This is a genomic window from Pseudoalteromonas sp. SR43-3 (assembly GCF_014163875.1).
GTDB lineage: Bacteria > Pseudomonadota > Gammaproteobacteria > Enterobacterales > Alteromonadaceae > Pseudoalteromonas > Pseudoalteromonas distincta.
Genome location: NZ_JACJEC010000020.1, coordinates 1 through 18,711, shown reverse-complemented (window position 1 = coordinate 18,711; position 18,711 = coordinate 1). Strand labels below are relative to the sequence as shown.

16 protein-coding genes and 1 riboswitch are annotated in these 18,711 nt (G+C 38.9%); of the genes, 10 read left to right on the top strand and 6 right to left on the bottom strand.

What is annotated here, in order from left to right; all coding sequences use genetic code 11:
* The first annotated feature begins 269 nt into the window (after positions 1-269).
* Positions 270-1,727 carry a tRNA uracil 4-sulfurtransferase ThiI gene (thiI, locus tag H5088_RS17030; RefSeq protein WP_149602230.1) on the top strand — a complete coding sequence of 486 codons (1,458 nt, stop codon included), beginning with the start codon at positions 270-272 and terminating at the stop codon, positions 1,725-1,727.
* A gap of 25 nt (positions 1,728-1,752) precedes the next feature.
* Here the strand turns inward: thiI and H5088_RS17025 are convergent, their stop codons facing one another.
* Together H5088_RS17025 and H5088_RS17020 are read right to left on the bottom strand one after the other, a co-directional pair.
* Positions 1,753-2,655: a ketopantoate reductase family protein gene (locus tag H5088_RS17025; RefSeq protein WP_182753880.1), complete on the bottom strand. Its 903-nt coding sequence runs from the start codon at positions 2,653-2,655 to the stop codon at positions 1,753-1,755.
* Complete coding sequence (locus tag H5088_RS17020; RefSeq protein ID WP_002958754.1) at positions 2,648-3,001, bottom strand: VanZ family protein; 354 nt, start codon at positions 2,999-3,001, stop codon at positions 2,648-2,650. Before H5088_RS17020 ends, H5088_RS17025 begins: the two co-directional genes overlap by 8 nt.
* A 152-nt stretch (positions 3,002-3,153) precedes the next feature.
* Between H5088_RS17020 and H5088_RS17015 the strand changes: the two genes are divergently transcribed.
* From H5088_RS17015 to H5088_RS17005, 3 genes are all read left to right on the top strand, one after another.
* Positions 3,154-3,636: a YajQ family cyclic di-GMP-binding protein gene (locus H5088_RS17015; protein WP_002958753.1), complete on the top strand. Its 483-nt coding sequence runs from the start codon at positions 3,154-3,156 to the stop codon at positions 3,634-3,636.
* A 188-nt stretch (positions 3,637-3,824) separates the two neighbouring features.
* On the top strand, positions 3,825-4,619 hold the full coding sequence (locus H5088_RS17010) for an ABC transporter substrate-binding protein (RefSeq protein WP_182753878.1): 795 nt from the start codon (positions 3,825-3,827) through the stop codon (positions 4,617-4,619).
* Positions 4,620-4,673: 54 nt separating this feature from the next.
* Positions 4,674-4,858: riboswitch (cobalamin riboswitch) on the top strand.
* Between the two features lie 35 nt (positions 4,859-4,893).
* Positions 4,894-6,723: a TonB-dependent receptor domain-containing protein gene (locus H5088_RS17005; RefSeq protein ID WP_182753876.1), complete on the top strand. Its 1,830-nt coding sequence runs from the start codon at positions 4,894-4,896 to the stop codon at positions 6,721-6,723.
* Between the two features lie 77 nt (positions 6,724-6,800).
* Here H5088_RS17005 and msrA read toward each other — a convergent pair whose 3' ends face one another.
* From msrA to H5088_RS16990, 3 genes are all read right to left on the bottom strand, one after another.
* Entirely contained in the window at positions 6,801-7,337 is a 537-nt protein-coding gene (msrA, locus tag H5088_RS17000; RefSeq protein ID WP_182753874.1) for a peptide-methionine (S)-S-oxide reductase MsrA, read from the bottom strand.
* An 85-nt stretch (positions 7,338-7,422) separates the two neighbouring features.
* Positions 7,423-10,521, bottom strand: coding sequence for an efflux RND transporter permease subunit (locus H5088_RS16995; RefSeq protein WP_024603401.1), 3,099 nt, complete (start codon positions 10,519-10,521; stop codon positions 7,423-7,425).
* 3 nt (positions 10,522-10,524) lie between these two features.
* Positions 10,525-11,577, bottom strand: a complete 1,053-nt coding sequence (locus H5088_RS16990) for an efflux RND transporter periplasmic adaptor subunit (RefSeq protein WP_002958748.1) — start codon at positions 11,575-11,577, stop codon at positions 10,525-10,527.
* A 246-nt stretch (positions 11,578-11,823) separates the two neighbouring features.
* Here H5088_RS16990 and H5088_RS16985 point away from each other — a divergent pair, with 246 nt between their 5' ends.
* The 6 genes from H5088_RS16985 (at position 11,824) to H5088_RS16960 (ending at position 17,262) form a co-directional block, all read left to right on the top strand.
* Positions 11,824-12,528 (top strand): DUF2982 domain-containing protein, encoded by a 705-nt coding sequence (locus H5088_RS16985; RefSeq protein WP_182753872.1) that lies wholly within the window; start codon positions 11,824-11,826, stop codon positions 12,526-12,528.
* A gap of 22 nt (positions 12,529-12,550) precedes the next feature.
* Positions 12,551-12,883: a hypothetical protein gene (locus H5088_RS16980; RefSeq protein ID WP_182196456.1), complete on the top strand. Its 333-nt coding sequence runs from the start codon at positions 12,551-12,553 to the stop codon at positions 12,881-12,883.
* Positions 12,884-12,952: 69 nt separating this feature from the next.
* The gene (locus H5088_RS16975; protein WP_182753870.1) at positions 12,953-14,602 is read left to right on the top strand and encodes a DUF1566 domain-containing protein; all 1,650 of its coding nucleotides are present in this window, start codon (positions 12,953-12,955) and stop codon (positions 14,600-14,602) included.
* Positions 14,603-14,611: 9 nt separating this feature from the next.
* Complete coding sequence (locus H5088_RS16970) at positions 14,612-15,130, top strand: DUF1566 domain-containing protein (protein ID WP_182720278.1); 519 nt, start codon at positions 14,612-14,614, stop codon at positions 15,128-15,130.
* A 165-nt stretch (positions 15,131-15,295) separates the two neighbouring features.
* On the top strand, positions 15,296-16,213 hold the full coding sequence (locus H5088_RS16965) for an ExeA family protein (protein ID WP_024596878.1): 918 nt from the start codon (positions 15,296-15,298) through the stop codon (positions 16,211-16,213).
* Between the two features lie 11 nt (positions 16,214-16,224).
* On the top strand, positions 16,225-17,262 hold the full coding sequence (locus tag H5088_RS16960) for a general secretion pathway protein GspB (protein WP_165723572.1): 1,038 nt from the start codon (positions 16,225-16,227) through the stop codon (positions 17,260-17,262).
* Positions 17,263-17,315: 53 nt separating this feature from the next.
* On the opposite strand, the gene H5088_RS16955 is transcribed toward H5088_RS16960, so the two are convergent.
* Positions 17,316-18,509 carry an HD-GYP domain-containing protein gene (locus H5088_RS16955; protein ID WP_165723571.1) on the bottom strand — a complete coding sequence of 398 codons (1,194 nt, stop codon included), beginning with the start codon at positions 18,507-18,509 and terminating at the stop codon, positions 17,316-17,318.
* Between the last annotated feature and the right edge of the window lie 202 nt (positions 18,510-18,711).

Sequence of the window (18,711 nt, the reverse complement as noted above, 5' to 3'; positions counted from 1 at the left end):
GTTAATTGCCCTAAGGCAGAATCCTTCGAGCAGCGTATGTTTAGCATTTATGCTACGTTATCGCCTATTTATAGGGAATAACCACGCTACATAGGCTCTGCCTTGCTAAAATACCAAACACACTGCTGCAAATTTAACCTCGAAAGATAAACAGGCCCTCGCGGTTGCTTAGTCGATAATTATTGGTTGTTTCCTAGACGCTGAATTTTTTGCTATAATCGCGCGCCAAATGCCTGGGAGCGCGAATTCCCGCAGTCTAAGAGTGAACTATGCTTAAATTTATCGTCAAACTACATCCTGAAATAGCCATCAAAAGCCGTTCGGTCCGTAAACGCTTTACTAAAGTGTTAGAAAATAACATTAAGATTGTATTGCGACGTCTTGACGAAAAAGTACAAGTAAGAAATAACTGGGATAATATTTCAGTTGTTACAAAGCTTGAAGATGCACAAGTTCGCCTTGATTTTATCGACAGCCTTAAACGCATACCTGGTATCGTTCAGTTTATTGAAGTAACTGAGACGCAATTTGAAACTCTCGATGATATCTATCAAAAAACAATAGCGTTAGTGGGTCATACAATTGTGGGTAAAACCTTTTGTGTGCGTGCTAAGCGTATAGGCCAACACGACTTTACCTCGACTGATTTAGAGCGTTATGTTGGTGGTGGGCTAAATCAACATATTGAAGGCGCAAGCGTTAAACTTAGCCGTCCAGAAGTAACAATACGCTTAGAAGTAAAAGACGATAAAGCTTATATTGTTTCGCAAACGCATTTTGGTATGGCGGGCTTTCCACTACCAACGCAAGAAGACGTGCTTTCGCTTATGTCGGGTGGTTTTGACTCTGGCGTAGCAAGTTACCAAATGATTCGTAAAGGCGCACGTACGCACTTTTTATTCTTTAATCTAGGTGGCGCAGCGCACGAGATTGGTGTTAAGCAAGCGAGCTATTTTTTATGGAAAAAATACAGCTCAACACATAAAGTTAAATTTATAACAGTTGATTTTGAACCTGTTGTTGCTGAAATTCTAGAAAACGTTGAAAACAGCCAAATGGGTGTTGTACTTAAACGTATGATGATGCGAGCTGGAAGTGTAGTGGCTGAAAAGTTAAACATTCAGGCGCTTGTCACTGGTGAAAGTATTGGCCAAGTATCTAGTCAAACATTAGCGAACTTAAGCGTGATTGACCGCGTTACTGAAACGCTTATTTTACGCCCGCTAATTCAAAATGATAAACAAGAAATTATTAATCTTGCTCGCCAAATTGGTACAGCTGAAATGGCTGAAACGATGCCTGAATATTGTGGTGTTATTTCTAAAAAACCGACAGTTAAAGCCAAAATTGAAGTAATAGAAGCCGAAGAAGAAAAGTTCGATTTTGATGTGCTAGATACCGTAGTAAATAACGCGCGCATAATGGATGTACGCGATATTGACGTAGAAGCCAAGCAAGAGCTAAAAGAGGCTGAGTCGGTTGCTGATTTACCTGCAGGCTCTGTAGTAATTGATATTCGCTCACCAGAAGAAGAAGAAGCTGCACCGCTTGCAATCGATGGTGTTGAAGTGGTGCATTTGCCGTTCTTCCGTTTGGCTACTAAGTTTGGTGATTTACCAAAAGACACCGACTACTATTTATATTGTGACAGAGGCGTAATGAGCCAACTACAGGCACTTATGCTGCACGAACAGGGCTTCGAAACTGTAAAAGTTTATCGCCCGTAAAGTTAAAAGCTTATATAAGCGTGGTTTATACCACGCTTTTTTTTGCCTGAATTTTGACTAACAACTCATCGTTGTAAGGCGTTGGAATACTGTGAAGTTTACCTTGTTGGCTAATATAGCCACATATAGCTGATATTTCAGTTTCTCTATTGTGAGCTATATCTTGCTGCATTGATGAGTAATTATTTGCGGTTAACTCCATTATTTTATAAGCGGTATTGAGAGCTTTAATTAATGGGATATTAAGCCCTTGAGCCTTTGCAATATTGCATGCTTCAGTGAGTGCATTAAAAATTATTGTATTGTACTTAGGTGCACGTAATTCGCCATTTTTTACATTACTTAAAGCGCTTAATGGATTAATGGCAATATTGACGAGTAGCTTTTCAAAACGAAGCTGCTGAATGTTATTAGTAAACTTTAGGTTGGGTATTACTTTAAAAGTATCAGCTATTGGCGCACTATTTTGAAGTGCAAGCTCATTACAGCCACCAATAACGCTTTGTCCTTCACCTGTGTGTTGCACAATATATTGGTTTGATTTAAAGCCCGCTATGCTTGTCGTTAAAAAGTAGAGTGCTTGATGGGTGTTTAGCTGGTTATTTATCTCATCAACGTTGCCCATTCCATTGTGCGAAAGTACAACAGAGCAATGTGTTGGTAAAAATGGCTTTATTTGAGAAAACGCATCAAGCACTTGAAAAGCTTTAACGGTAAATAAAATTACATCAAATTCAGTTGCTTTATCTAGCTGATTTAATGAAATAAATTTAGCGTCAATTTTTTTTGATGCACCCTTACCTCTGCTGTAAAAGCGGGTGTTTGTTGGGTTTTTACGAGTTAAAACACTGACATTATGCGATGCGCTCAAAAAGTGGCTCAGCAATAAGCCAATAGCGCCATCGCCAACGATTAAAATATTAGCCATGTGGGTTCTTTTTTCGAGGTGTAAAAATTACTCTAAGTAAAAAGTAGCTTGCAGCACCTGCAAAATCAGCAAAAAAATCACCAAGTGATGCTTGCCTATAAGGTAGTGCGTCTTGCATTATTTCTATCGAGGCGCCATAGCCTGCTAATAAGAGTATTTGAGCATATAAAGGAAGCTTAAAAGCCTTATCCATTATTATGGCTAATATAAAAAAAATCCCAAAATGGGCGACTTTATCAACATGAGGGAATAAATTTACAACGCCACCTTTTATTTCTTTAGCAAATAAAAAGGTGAAAGCCACTATGCTGATTAAAAAAACTGCTTGATAAACACGCCTTGTCACGACAAATCCTAAAATCGCTTAAAAAAGAGGCGCAAGTATATCAAACTAATTTAGTATCGCACCTGAACAAGATGCAGAAAAATGTAAAGATTTATAATTTTAGCGTTATAATTGCCACATAAAATTAAGATTAAATAGTTAGGAGTATACTAATGCCTTCATTTGATATTGTATCTGAAGTAGAAATGAACGAAGCTAAAAATGCGGTTGATAACGCAAACCGTGAACTAGAGACTCGCTTTGATTTTAGAGGCGTTGATGCATCTATTGAGCTAAACGATAAAACAATTAAGCTTAAAGCAGAAGCTGACTCTCAAGTTATGCAGTTGTTCGATATTTTAGCGGGAAAAATTTCAAAGCGCGGTATGGATGTAGCTAGTTTAGAACTTCAAGATATTAGCCGTGCAGGAAAAAATGTATTTCGTAACGTTGGGTTAAAGCAAGGTATCGAAAAAGACATGGCCAAAAAAGTGGTTAAAGCCATTAAAGATTCAAAAGTTAAAGTACAAGCCGCTATTCAAGGCGAAGAAGTGCGTGTGACAGGTAAAAAGCGTGACGATCTTCAAGAGGCAATGCAGGTAGTACGCAGTGCCGATTTAGGTCAGCCTTTTCAGTTTAAAAACTTTCGCGACTAATTTATAAACTGTTTTTAATAAAAATGCTTTAATTTGTCTATATTTGCAGACAGATTAAAGCTACTTAATTTTTTACAACTTTCCCACCTTATCCTCTCGTAGTTCTGCATGTATTAATCCACCTTTTGATATTTAAGCTATTATATTTAATTGAATATAATAAAAATTTCACTCTAGAAGGTATTAAAATGAGACCCCATCAATTATTTCTGTTATTTGTTTTGCTTATATTTACCAAGCCAAGCTTATCAAAGCCAGTTGATATTGATGTATTGGTCGAAGATGGCTACTTTCCGATTATTATTAACGCGCAAAAAAAGCAGGGCTTTGCTCCTGAGTTTATTAATATTTTAAACGACGCACAGGAGGAATTTAACTTTATACTTATTTCTTTACCTGTAAAAAGGCTTACTTTGTCTGTTGAAAAAAATAACTTCGACGTTTTATTTTTAATGGCAATGCAATGGCTGCCAAAAACAACGCAGAAAAACATTGAAAAAACTGAATTTTATACCATCACCAAAAACGAGCTTTATACACTCAAAGAGAATGCATCAGAACAAACTTATTTTGACAATCTGGACAAATTAACCAAAGTTGGGGTTTTAGGGTACTCGTATCGATTTGCAGGATTTAATACAAATGCCGAATACTTGAGAGAAGAGCACCAGGTAAGCCTTACAATCGATGAATTCAATGTAGTTAAAATGCTGCTATTAAGGCGCGCTGAAGTCGGGGTTTTAAACAGTATTGCTTATCAGTATTTTAAAAAGCAGAATATCTTAAATATGGATTTACTATTTAAGAGTGACGTACCAGATGCAGTGTATGAAACACATTTTTTGATTAACTCACAATCAAATAAAATATCTAGTCGCAAAATGGATGAAATATTAAATTTACCTACTACACAAATGCAACTTCAGAAGCTACTTGATAAGTACGGTATTCCGTCAAGCTATAATAATACAGCACTGAACTGAAATAGCTTTTAGCTATATAGACGTCCATTGACATCTGTAAACAAAATGCTCACAATGACGGCATATTTTCAAGGTGCTTGCTAGCCACTTCATGTAATGATTTTTTTAGCAGGATAATCGGGAAGTTGGTGCGTTTTCATGATGACTACAAGCCCAACACTGCCCCCGCAACGGTAGAGTATTGCATGTTTTTATGTGCTTACTGAGTCCGGAGACCGGCCTTGATGCAATCTTACTTACTAAATCTTTGCGGTGGGCAAAGGTAGGGGATCTCATGTTAAACAAAACAACTCTAGGCGTTGCAATTTCTGCTGCGCTTTCATTTTCTGTGTCTGGTGCAGAGCAATCAATTGAAAAAATAACCGTTACAGCTAATAAGTTTGAGCAATCAATTAACGAAGTTTTAGCGAGTGTAAATGTTATTGAACGTGCTGAAATAGAAGCTAGTAACGTACGCGATTTACCTACACTTTTAAGCACGCAAGTGGGTTTTCAAGTTAATCCAAACGGTGGTTTTGGTCAAAATACAGGTGTGTCACTTCGTGGTACGGGCTCTGGCGATACGTTGATTTTAATTGACGGTGTACGTACAGGCTCAGCAACACTAGGTCAAAAAGCATTAAATAATGTCCCTCTAAATAGTATTGAACGCATAGAAATTATTAAAGGCTCTCGCGCGGCTGTTTATGGCTCTGATGCACTCGCTGGTGTTATTAATATTATTACGCGTGAGTCAGATAACTTATCCCTAAGCGCTACATTTGGTTCTGACTCTTATCAAAATTATCAAGTTGCAGGCTCTGTAAAATCAGATGATATAACAACAGCATTTAATGCAGGCTTTGAAAAAACAGATAACTTTGATGCACTGCAAGGCGTAGCACCTGATGAAGATGGCTATGAAAATAAAAACCTTGGTTTTAAAGTAAACTACACCGATGCACATTACGGCGACTTTAAGTTATTAGGTCAATACAGTGAAGGCTATGCAGATTACGACAGTCGCTTTAGTCCAGCCACAAGTACTATAGAAACAGGTGATTTTAAAAACTATCAGCTTTCTGCAGGTTGGAGTAAAAACTACACTAACCAATTGCATAGTATTGATATTGCTATTTCAACAGATGATTCTCACGATACCTCAGCATTTGGTGTAAATGATTTTATAACGAAACGTGTGCAATTTGATTATAACGGTCAATATATATTATCTGAAGAGCTTAATATTAGCGGTGGTGTTAACTGGTACAACGATGATGTATCGCACAGTTCAACGCAGTATGATATGCAAGAGCGTGATGTATTAGCAGTATTTGTTGGGGCTTATTACAATGCTGAAAAAGTGTTAGCTAATTTAACAATTCGCCAAGACGATGATGAACAATTTGGCGACGAAACAACATATACAGCCGCTGCGGGTTATCATTTATCTGAAGACGCCACGTTCCGCATAAGCCAAAGCACTGGTTTTAAAGCACCTACATTTAACGATTTATACTTTCCGGCTTTTCCTGGTTTTCCACCTTCATCTAATCCTGATTTAGAGCCTGAGAAATCATTAAATCAAGAGATTGGGTTAAATGTAGATTTTGATATAGCAAGTATTGACGTTGCTATTTTTAGAAATGATATTGAAGATAAGATATCTTTAGATTCTAACTTTGTTCCTATTAACTTAAATGAAGCACGCTACGAAGGGGTTGAATTTAGCTTATCTCAGCAGTTTTTTGGTTTTGATAGCAACCTTAACTTTGCTTACTTAAGCGCTGAAGACGAAGAAACGGGCGCAGAGTTACGTAATGTTGCTAAACGTACTTTTAACTGGGAACTTGCAAAACAGTTTGGTGCTTTTGATGCAAGCTTAGACATGCAATACCGTAGCGACCGACAAGGTGTTGTGACTCGCTTAGGCTCTTATACACTTTGGAACTTAGCGGGTAATTATCAAGTAAATGAACATATTGAAGTTTCGCTTCGTGTAGAAAACTTATTTGATAAAGAGTATAACGCTGTTGATTCAAACGCTGATTTTACAACGGGTGAAGTGTATTACTACAACACGCCAGAGCGTCGCTTTTTTGCAGGCGCAAGCTACCAGTTTTAACGGTATTTATTAATATTAAAAAGCCCGACTTATGTCGGGCTCTTTAATGTGTAGCTAAGTTTAACAACTAAAATTAGCTAGTCAGCTAAGAGCTCTTTAAATACGGTTTCAAACTTGTGTAACTTAGGTGCTATTAAAATACTACAGTAACCCTGCTGTGGATTTTCGTTATAGTAATCTTGGTGATAATGCTCTGCTGGGTAATACGTAGTGGCAGGGCTGACTTCTGTAACAATTGGCTCAGCGACATGGCATTGCAGTTGAGCTATCACTTCGTTGGTTTGCTTAAGTTGAGCTTCATCGTGATAGTAAACCACACTTCTATATTGTGTGCCTATATCGTTACCTTGGCGATTCAATTGTGTTGCATCATGCAGTGTGAAAAACATTGCTAAGAGTATTTCAAAGCTAACTACAGTCGCGTCAAATTCAATTTTAACAACCTCAGCGTGACCGGTTGTGCCTGAGCATACAGAATCATATGTTGGGTTATTTGTTTCACCGCCGGTGTAGCCAGAGCTTACGGTTAGTGCGCCATTTACACGTCTAAATGCAGCATCTATACACCAAAAACAGCCGCCACCAAATGTTGCTACTTGCGTTGTTGAGCTCATAAGTATTCCTAAAATGTATATGGGGTTTAAAGGCGAGCATAAATTGTATGCGCCGCAACAACAAGGTTACGGCGCAATTAAGAGGCTAGATCTCTTCGAAAGGTTTTTCAGCGGCTTGTTTGTCTAATTTTTGCTGTAAAAATTCAGGTGATTGAGTGTTACGTGCAAGTGCATAATATGCAGCAGGTACAACAAAAAGAGTTAGTAGGGTCGATACAATAACCCCAGTAAACACGACTACACCTATCACCATACGGCTTTCAGCGCCCGGACCTGAAGCAAGTACTAAAGGTACCGAACTCATAACCGTAGTCAGCGAGGTCATAATAATAGGGCGCAAACGCTGAGTTGCTGCTTGCAAAATAGCTTCACTAAATTCAACGCCTTTATCGCGTAGTTGGTTAGTAAATTCTACAATCAAAATACCGTTTTTAGCACTTAGCCCTATGAGCATGACAATACCTATTTGGCTGTAAATATTTAAGGTAAGTCCTGTAGCCCAAAGTCCGAACATAGCGCCCATTAAACCAAGTGGTACGGTAAGCATGATGACGAACGGATGCATAAAGCTTTCAAACTGTGCTGCCAGTACTAAAAAGGTAACAGTGAGTGCAAGTATAAATACGTAGGTCATCGCTGATGCGCCTTCGTAATAAAGCTGCGACTCGCCTTTGTAATCTACGGCGCCATCTATATCGTTTTCTTGCGCGGCTACTTCGTTTAAAAAGTTAAGCGCTTGCTCAAGCGTATAACCGTCGGCTAAGTTGGCGCTTAATGTAATTGCGCGCATACGGTTGTATCGGTTTAAGCGCGATGCGGTTGCTTCTTCTTTTAAGCTGATAAGGCTATCAAGTGGGACTAGTTCACCGCTTCGTGATTTAAGATATATATTTGAAATGTCAGTAGGATTAGTAAAGTCTTCTTTAGTCCCTTTTAAAATTACATCGTATTCTTCACCACGGTCAATAAAGGTTGTAACACGGCGCTGGCCAAGCATTGTTTCAAGTGTACGGCCTACATCAGATACAGAAACGCCTAAATCAGCGGCCTTGTTTTTATCTATGCTGACTAAAAACTGCGGGAAGGTTTCTTTATAATCATGATCGATTCTTACTAAACCTGGGTTTTGTTCAGCACGCTTAATTATACGGTCACGCCAATCGGCAAGTTGTGCATAATCATTACCTTGCAATACAAACTCAATAGGGCGAGATGAACCACCACCGCCAATACCACGGCGCATAATGGCAAATGCACGAACATCGGTAACTTCTTGCATTTTACCGCTTATTTCGTCCATTACTTCCCATGTTGAGCGTTTGCGTTTATCCCAATCGGCCATACCAACAATAGCAACACCGCCGCTGCCACCCCAGCCAGGTACTCGAACAAGTACGCGACTTAGCTCACCTGCTTGCGAGTAAGGCATTAAGCGTTCTTCAATTTTAGCCATATTAGCGGCATTATTTTCATAACTTGCGCCCTCAGGGCCGCTCATCATAATAAAGAACGTGCCACGGTCTTCTTTTGGCGTTAGCTCAGAGGGGACTTGTAAAAACAACGAGTAACTAACAAAGCCCGCTAATAATAGGCTCACCATTAAACCCCATTTACGGGTTATGTTGGTGGAGAGTGAATTACGGTAACTTACTTCAATTTTAGTAAACTGGCGGTCCATCCATTGGCTAAATTTATTTGGTTTGTCTGATACTTTAAGTACTTTAGAACACAAGGCTGGTGCGAGAGTCAGCGCTGTAACACTTGAGAAAAATACGGCAGCACTTACCGCCATTGCAAACTCAGTAAATAATGCCCCTATACGGCCATCCATAAACACCAATGGCACAAACACCGATATTAGTACAAGCGTGGTTGCGACAATGGCAAAACCAACTTCACGCGCACCTCTATATGCAGCTAGTAATGGCGGCTCACCCAGTTCAATACGACGGTGAATGTTTTCAAGCATTACAATGGCATCATCTACTACTAAACCAATAGCAAGTACTAAGGCAAGTAAAGTTAGTAAGTTGATTGAGTAGCCCATTGCTAATAAAAACATAAAGCTACCAACAAGTGCGACCGGTACGGTAACCGCAGGAATAAGCGTTGCTCGTATATTGCCTAAAAACAAAAATATAACGAGTACGACTAAACCCATAGAGATGGCAAGTGTGCTGTAAACTTCACTAATTGATTCTTTAATAAATACAGACGAATCGTAGCTGTCTTGAATTGTGGTGCCTTCAGGTAGGTTACGTTTGATTTTTTCAAGTTCACTGCGTGCGTTATCTACTACGGTAAGCGTGTTTGCTTTAGCTTGTTTTACAATTCCTAGGCCAATCATGTTGCGCCCGTTACCACGAAATAAGCTTTCGTCATCGGCAGCTTCTAATTTTACGTCGGCAACTTCACCTAAACGCACTAAATAACCTTCTTCACCACGTTTAATAACAAGGTTTTTAAAATCGCGCTGATCTTTATAACTACGTGCGGTACGCACGGTAAAGTCGCGATCTATTGATTCTATTTCGCCGGCAGGTAATTCAACGTTTTCTGTACGCAGTGTATTTTCAATATCGCTTGAGGTAATACCGCGTGCAGCCATTGCTTGGCGGTTTAGCCAAATTTTCATGGCGTATTGGCGCTCACCACCAATACGCACGTTAGATACACCATCTACAACGGCTAAACGGTCAACGATAAAGCGCTGTGCGTAATCAGAGAGCTGTAACGAGTCCATTGTTTCGCTGTTTAATACAAACCATGCGATTGGGCTTTCATCACTATTTGACTTAGACACTTCTGGTGGGCGTACCTGATCGGGTAAACTATCAAGTGCACGTGCTACACGTTCGCGTACATCGTTAGATGCGGCATCTATATCGCGGTTAATATCAAACTCAATGGTAATGTTTGAACGCCCATTACGACTAGATGAGTTTATACTTTTAATGCCTTCAATACCGGAAATTCGATTTTCTATTATTTGCGTTATTTTTGTTTCTATAATTTCGGCAGAAGCACCTGTGTATTCAGTGCTGATATTTACTATTGGTGTTTCAATATCAGGGTACTCACGAAGTGGCAGCATAGTAAATGCAACCAGACCAAAAGTAAGAAGCAGTAAATTAATTACTATGGCAAAAACGGGGCGTTTAACGCTAGTATCAGTAATTTTCACGTATTACCCCTTTACGCTTACTTTACTACCAGAGCGAATTTTTATTAGCCCTTCAGTAACAATTTGCTCGCCATCATTTAAACCTTCATCGATAGCAACCCAGCCATTATTTCTGCCAGCAACATGCACTTCAACCTTATTGGCTACTCCGTCTTGAATTTGAAAAACAAAGTGTTTGTCTTGTAAAGGGATAACCGCTTTTTCTGGCACCATTAAAGCTTGGTTACTGCTTAGCTCAAGTGCTGTATTTAGTAACATACCAGGGCGAAGTAATCCTGATTTATTAGCAAAACTTGCAGTTACTTCAACACTGCGTGTTACCGAATCAATACGCGAGCTAATATGCGTTACCTTGCCGTTAAATGTCTGCCCTGGGTAGGCATCGTTTTGGGTAAGTACTTTCATACCTATGTTTAATTGTGCTAAATATTTTTCAGGTACTTTGAAGTCAACTTTAATAATACTAATATCATCAAGTGTGGTGATTATTGTTGTGTTGCTTACGTAGGCGCCAACTGATATTTCACGCTTACCTAACAGGCCTGAAAATGGCGCGGTAATAGTCATTTCATTTAACTTTGTTTTAGCGCTTTCTAGTTGAGCTTCAGTGGCATCAACACGAGATAATTGTTCTTCAAGTAATGACTTTGCCGTTGATTGCGAGCGTGAAAGTTCGGTAAGGCGATCTAACTGGCGTTTTTCCTCACGTAAGTTAATACCGAGTTCTTTAACTGCAAGTTGCTCTTGTTGGCTTTGTAACTGTACTAATTTTTGTCCTTTACTGACTAAGTCGCCATCTTTAAAATATATATCTGTGACATAATCGTTTTGCGCACTTTTTATATAAATAGCTTGGTTTGCACGTGCACTACCGATGGCCTCTATCATCACTGCGTTTTCCTCAGAAGTAACAGTATGAGCCGTTACTTGGGTAGACATTTGTGATGAATCGGCTTGTTCGCCGTGGCTAGCGGGTAAATATAAATAAACGCTAAATATTAGAAGTAACGTAATAATAAATGGAAAAAGTGCTTTACCTGATTGTCTTGAGTACATTGATTTCATACCTGAAAATGAATTGTAAGTATTGTACGAAATAAGACCGTGAAAAGACGGTTATGTATCTCATAAATTTGTGCGTTAAGCGTAAAAGTAAATAAGATTTATTCATTGTTCCTATTTTGTTGAGGAAAAAGCGGTAATGTATGAAATTTAAAACTAGCTGTAACTTATGTATAACAACAAGAAAGGTCATAATTTGGGGCATTATTATGTTTGTTTTTTATATGGTGTTTTACCGATATGGATAAATCTGACAATGTCATTAAGTTTCGGGCACAGGGCGCGCGAAACGCAATTGAGGCGATTGTTGTAGGTGCTATAGGCTTAGTCTTTATTATGTTATTTAATTTACTGAGGCCGGGTGAGATTAGCATACTTGAAATATTTTTAGTGAGCTTGTGCCTTGTGGCTATTTTTATTGGATTTTTAAAATCTCAAGAACCATACCATAGCCTTATATTAAGCGAATCTGAGCTCGTTTATTGCCACAAGTACGGAGCTTGGTGTATGCCTCATAGTAACTTTCATCACAGTGGAATACCCAAAGTAGAAGATGGTTTTGACTATTTAGAATTAAATGCGGTTGGCGTTAAGGTAAATGATATAGACGACTTTTTATCAAGCATAGCGCCTAGAATTGCAGGGAAATTATTAATAGAGCAGCGTAATTTATTTATGCAAGTTGTTCAAAAACATTGCAAAAATGGCAATTGCCCATCAGAATGGTTAATAGAAGATACACATTACACATCCCATAAAGGGATAAGCTATACTGGGCTTATAGCCATGTTTGCTAATAGAACTAAGTACCTTCAGCAGCTAACAGGTTACGATTTATTATTGCCTGCCAGCGTGTTAGATAGAGATATTTGGGCATTTAGTGCTAACTTAAATAAGTGGAAGCGCGAGCCTAGTCAGTTTATAGCGTCGCAGCTTAGTAATTAAGTTACGACTGTAGGAAAGAAAAATGAGTCAAGAGAGAGCCTTTTTAAAAAGTGGTCGAAACACCATAATACATAAAGATAAAAAGCATGATTTAGTGATTGTAAACTCTGAAATTCATCCTCGAATTAAAGTAACGCAACATGGTCTGGAGCCATTTAAAGAAGAATTACCTAAAAACCGCCGTGATGCAAAAGAGCGTTATTTAGAAATGGTTTATGTAAGTAGCGCTGATATATTTGGCGAAGAAAAGCAGTTGCTGTTTATTCAAGCTCTAGACGGGCGTGAATACAAAATAGATTACAGTAAAATCGGTACGAAGTTGTTTGTACGTATTCATCAAGACACATATATGTAGTACTCTAATGGCATCTTTATTGCTAGTGATTACACTATAGTAATTATTTGACATAATAAGGTGCTGCGTATGAAAGCGTTTGCTTTAATCCCCCTCATTTCGTGTGGTTTACTGAGTGCGTGTGGAGGCGGTGGCGGTGATATCGATAATACAGTTGTTGAAACGTCTGTTAATGCTGGAGCCGATTTACAAATTATCGAAAAATCTGAATTTACCATCACAGCACAAGGTTCCCCCGCTGATGGTACTTTTTCATGGCAACAAGTTAGTGGCCCAAGCATAGAAGGTTTCCCCCTTGAAGGCGCTGAGCAAACACTTACTGCACCTGACGTAAAAACTGATAGTGAAATAATATTAAGAGTGAGCTATCAAAGTACAGGTAGTAGCGCTGTTAGTGACGACATTTCTATTTCAGTGAGCTCTAATAACCAACTACCTCTTGCTGTTGTTACACAAACATCTCCTGAAACACTTCCCTCTGTATACAAAGATACAGTGACTTTGAGTGCCCTAGAGTCGAGCGATCCTGATGATAATGGTCAAATTGATAGTTATTTGTGGCAATTGCTATCGGGTCCTGATTTAGATATTGAGAGTTTTAATGAATCAACTCTTAGCTTTTCTCATCCATTACTTGAAAGCAACGTGAATTTATCTTGGCAGCTAACTGTCACTGATGATGAGGGTGGCGAGGCGAGCACTCAATATTCAATGACACTCAACAAAACAAATGAGTTAGTAGATGCAAATGCAGGCGCAGATCAAAATGTTGAAGAGTTTGAACAAGTAACGCTTGATGCAACAAATAGCGAAACAGTTACCGATACCTATAAGTGTAAATGGCAACAACTTACCGGTAATAGCGAAACATTAAGCAATAGCGACCAATGTACAACGATATTTTTTGCCTCAGATGTTGATACTGAGTCTACATTGAGCTTTGAAGTCACGGTAACCGACTCAAAAGGACGCACCGATACAGACTCTTTATTTGTTGATGTATCACCCAAAGCACTTGGACTCATCAACGATAGTGGTGTTGGTGAGTGTTATAACAATACTCAACGTATTAATTGTGAGAGTGATGACTTTCCAGCGCAAGATGCAGAGCTTGGACGCGATAGCTATGCAAACCGCTTAGATAAAGTTGGCAAAGGTAATTTAGCGTTTGATTACACTAAACTTAATGAGTTTGCTGATGAAGTTGGTGATGATAGTAGTGACTTTACCTGTATACGCGATAATGTTACTGGGCTTGTATGGGAGGTGAAAAGTGTGGCATCTGGCACGGTACCAAATACTTCGTTACGTGATGGTCAAAATCATTACTTTTGGGATGTAGGGAATACGACTTTTACCGATACCAGTACAGCCAATTCAACGTGTCCGGACAATACAAGTTGTGGAGTACAAAGTTATATAAACGAAGTTAATGATTTAGATTTTTGTGGTGGTACAAACTGGCGATTACCTACTTATACAGAGCTTTTGAGCTTAATTGATTACGGTAAACAAGGGCAAAGTATATTAATTGATGAGGCATTTTTTCCTAATATGCCAAGTGAAAGTGCATTAAGCCATTTACGTTACTGGACCTCACAAACAGCAGCTGATGGTACCAGTTTATCTCAAGCGTATATCATTGATATGAGTGATGGTAACGACCTTGCTTATCCAAAAGAAAATACTGCTTATGTACGTTTAGTTAGAAGTCGTTAGGAGAAAATAATGAAATTAAAATTACTCTATGCACTAGCAACTATAAGCTTGAGCTTTAATATTGCAGCGGCGCAAACGTGCTACGACGGTGCAGATACCACAACACCGACAGATAGATTTACCATAAATGCAGATGGCACAGTGTCTGATAGCGAAACAGGCCTTATGTGGCAACGCTGTAGTTATGGGCAAACTTACAATACAGAGACACAACTTTGTGAGGGCTCAACACCTTCTCTTACTTGGCAAGAAGCACTTCGTGGTGCTAAAAATGATACAACCGCAGATTACGATGATTGGCAAATGCCTAACATTAAAGAATTGGCGAGTATTTTAGAGCACAGTTGCACAGAGCCGAGTATTAATGAAGACGTATTTTTGGGCACTAAGCTTCAAAACTATTGGTCAAATACATCGGGTGTAAGCACAATGAGCTCAGCGTGGGTTTATCAATTTGATAGTGGGTTGAATAGCTTACATGCTAAAACCAGTAATGTGTATTTACGGTTAGTGCGCTACGAAGAGTAAAATGCATACTAAGATTAGACAGACAAAAGTGCAGCCTTAAAACAGCGCACTTTTTTTGTTTTACATAAATTTACGTTATTTCAATAATAAAGCGCTTACAACGTTGTCACTCAGCGCATTTTTTTGCCATTATAGGCCGTGATTTAATTACGAAGGAACATCACGGTGTATTTAAGCTATTTTGGCCTGAACGAAAAACCTTTTTCGATCTCGCCCAACCCTCATTACTTATTTTTAAGTGAACGACATAAAGAAGCCTTAGCACACCTTACCTATGGATTAGGTGAAGACGGTGGTTTTGTATTATTAACAGGTGAAGTAGGTACAGGTAAAACTACAATTACCCGCAGTATGTTAGAGCAGCTTCCTGAAAACACTCAAGTAGCGATGATCCATAATCCAGCGCTTTCAGAGCTGGAGTTATTAGCCAGTATTTGTGATGAGCTCAACATTAGTTACGATGTTCATAATGCGACGCTTAAAAGTCTTACCGATATTATAAAAAAGCATTTAGAGACTAATAATAAATCGGGCGGGCACACTATACTTATTATTGACGAAGCACAATTACTTGCCCCTAACGTGCTTGAGCAATTACGTTTGCTGACAAATATAGAAACCGATCATAAAAAATTATTACAAATAGTATTGGTTGGTCAACCAGAGCTGCAAGAACTTTTGAAGCGCAACGAATTAAGGCAACTTGCCCAGAGGATAACGGCTCGTTACCATTTATTACCACTTACGCAAGGCCAAACAGTCGCTTACATAAAGCATCGGTTACATATTGCAGGGTGTGATAAAGGAATCTTTTCGATGGATGCCATGCAAGCTGTTCATCAATTAACTGGCGGTGTGCCACGATTAATGAACTTGGTCTGTGAGCGTGCTTTAGTTGGGACTTTTGCAAAGCAGCAGTTGATAGTTGATAGCGATATAATAAAAAAATCAGCCCATGAGTCATTACCCATGGATTTTGTCGCACCGGTTAACGAAGCTAACAAAGCAACGTCATTTGTACCCTATAGCCTTGCATTCGCTGCTTTATTTGCCGTAGGCATTGGGCTTTCATTTATTTTATAGTTAGGTAAGTTATGTCTTATTTATTAGATGCGCTAAAGCAGTCGCAGCAATCAGATATGAGTGCTGAACAGTACGACTTACAATCTGAGCAGTTAAAGCAACAGCAAGCACTTAAGCGTTATAGACGATTAGCATTAGTATTTGGTACAAGCTTAGCTGCTTTTATTGCGGTAGCGGGTGGCTTTACCGCCGGAAAGTGGTTTCAAAGTACGACTTTATTAAACGCAGCGGAACCCGCTGTAATTAAGGTGGTGGAAAGCGAAAAATCATCGCCTAACAAAGACGTTAAAGAGGAAGATGCTGAAGCTGAAAAACAGCAAGTAGCTAAGTTGGAGCCTGCTAAAGTAGCTCCAACAAATACTGCAACGATTGAAGGGCAACTTGTGCATGTGCAAACCCCCAATGGTGTACAGCAAATGTTATTAACCCCAAATGGTCAGTATATTCCTATGCCGTCGAGCCAGGTCACGAGCGCAGCAGGTTATAATCAGCAAAACATGCAACAAGTAATGCCTGTTCAAAATTATAATCAGCCAGCGTTTAACCCACAAAGTAATTACAATCCAAATAATGCACAAAACACTGCGGTATTTGGGCAAAATCAAAATACCGCATCGGCTCAACTTGATATGAGTAAATATAAAGTATTGGGTAAGCCAATTAATGGCAGCACCCAATCTCAACAGACGAGTGACCCTGAGCTTGATGCTGTGCCTACAACTCTTAAAAATGCATTTGCGCAAGCTATACAAGATGTCGAAAAAAACCAAGATTATGAAGTTACTCAAGCGTCAAAAACGTCATCACGTGTTGAGCCTGTTGAGTTATTACCTGATGGTTTGCAATCAATGTTACCTAGTATTAAATATCAAGCGCATATATATTCATCGAGTGCTGATAAACGTTGGATCAAGCTAAATGGCCGAGAATTACACGAAGGAGAAAGCATAGGAGCTCTAACAGTCACAGAAATTACACCTGAGCAAAGTGTGCTAGATTTTGATGGTTATGAGTTTAGCTTAAAAGCTTTGCAAGACTGGCCGCAGTAAGCGCTTAGTTATCATGTTGAGAGCTCGGTAGAATATTGAGCTCTCAATAGTGCTTAGGATAATATTGAATTTTTATAAAAGCGTTCTAAATCAATGTTATATTCTTTAGGTTTAATCGCTGACTCAAGAGTGTCTACAGTTTTTTTATTAGATAAATCAATATCTTTTACTTCGGTGTAGCGGCTATGCTTAGCGCTGTAAAATGTTTTAACGACAGGTTTTAGTGGTGCCCCCGGATTACTCTCGGTGACCAAACCGACTCTTTGACTCGATAACCTTACAAGCGTTCCTACCGGATGGATGCCAATACATTGAATAAATTTATTAAGCAGCACAGGATCAAAGCTATCAGGGCACCCGTCTTTTAATATTTTAAACGCCTTTATTGGCTCCATGCCTGCTTTATAAACACGTTCTGCGGTAAGTGCATCATAAACATCTACAATTGACGCCATACGCACATACTGACTTATCTCGTCACCTTTTTTACCAAACGGGTAGCCTTTACCATCGAGTCTTTCGTGGTGCATACCTGCAATATCTACCGCGATCCCTGTTAACCCAGAGTCTTCTAATATCTCTTTACTGAAAAGCGAATGCATTTTCATTATTTTAAATTCGTCGTCTGTAAAGCGCCCAGGTTTGTTTAGCACTTCATCAGGGATTTTTATTTTACCAATGTCGTGTAATAGTGCGCCGGTAGTCAGCTCAACAATAGTGTCTTTCTCTATATTTAAGTGTTTTGCAAAAATACCCATTAATATTGATACATTAATTGAGTGCTCAAGTAGGTAGGCATCTTTTTGGCGCATTTGGGTAAGGCAGGCTAGGGCATCTTGATTTCTAAAAACAGAATCCATAAAGCCACTTGCCAGTTCTCTAAACGGCCCTATATCTATATCACGGCCAGCTTTTATATCTTTAAATGCTTTTATTTGCAGTGTTTTTGCTTCGTCATAAAGCTTTTTTGCTTTTCCCATTTCTTGCTCAGCGCTGTTTATTTTTTGCCAAGGATCACGCTTTATTTTTGTTGTAGGTGTAGCGATAGGATCTTTTTCAGGGACTGAATCAATGAGGGTTTTATCTGGGTCAATTTCTACTTCTAAAATACCTGCTTTTATCAGGTTATTAATACCAGCTTGAGTTTTAACCCAGCCTTGGTTTTTAATTTTAATACTGCCAGTTTGTTTGGTAACGCTTTGCACAAACATACCTGGGACTAACTTAGTAATAGGAATGGTTTTCAATTTTACGGCTTCAGTTGTTAATCTACTTTTAAACTAACAAACTTATACGTAACGACCAAATAAAAAAGGCACTTTACAGCTGTCTCTTATACACAAATCCCTGCTAAGAAATTAGCGGGGATTTTTTTGAACTAAATCTCAATGTCATGATCAGATCTTCAAATCTTGTTTGAGGGCACATTATGATTAACGAACATACTCA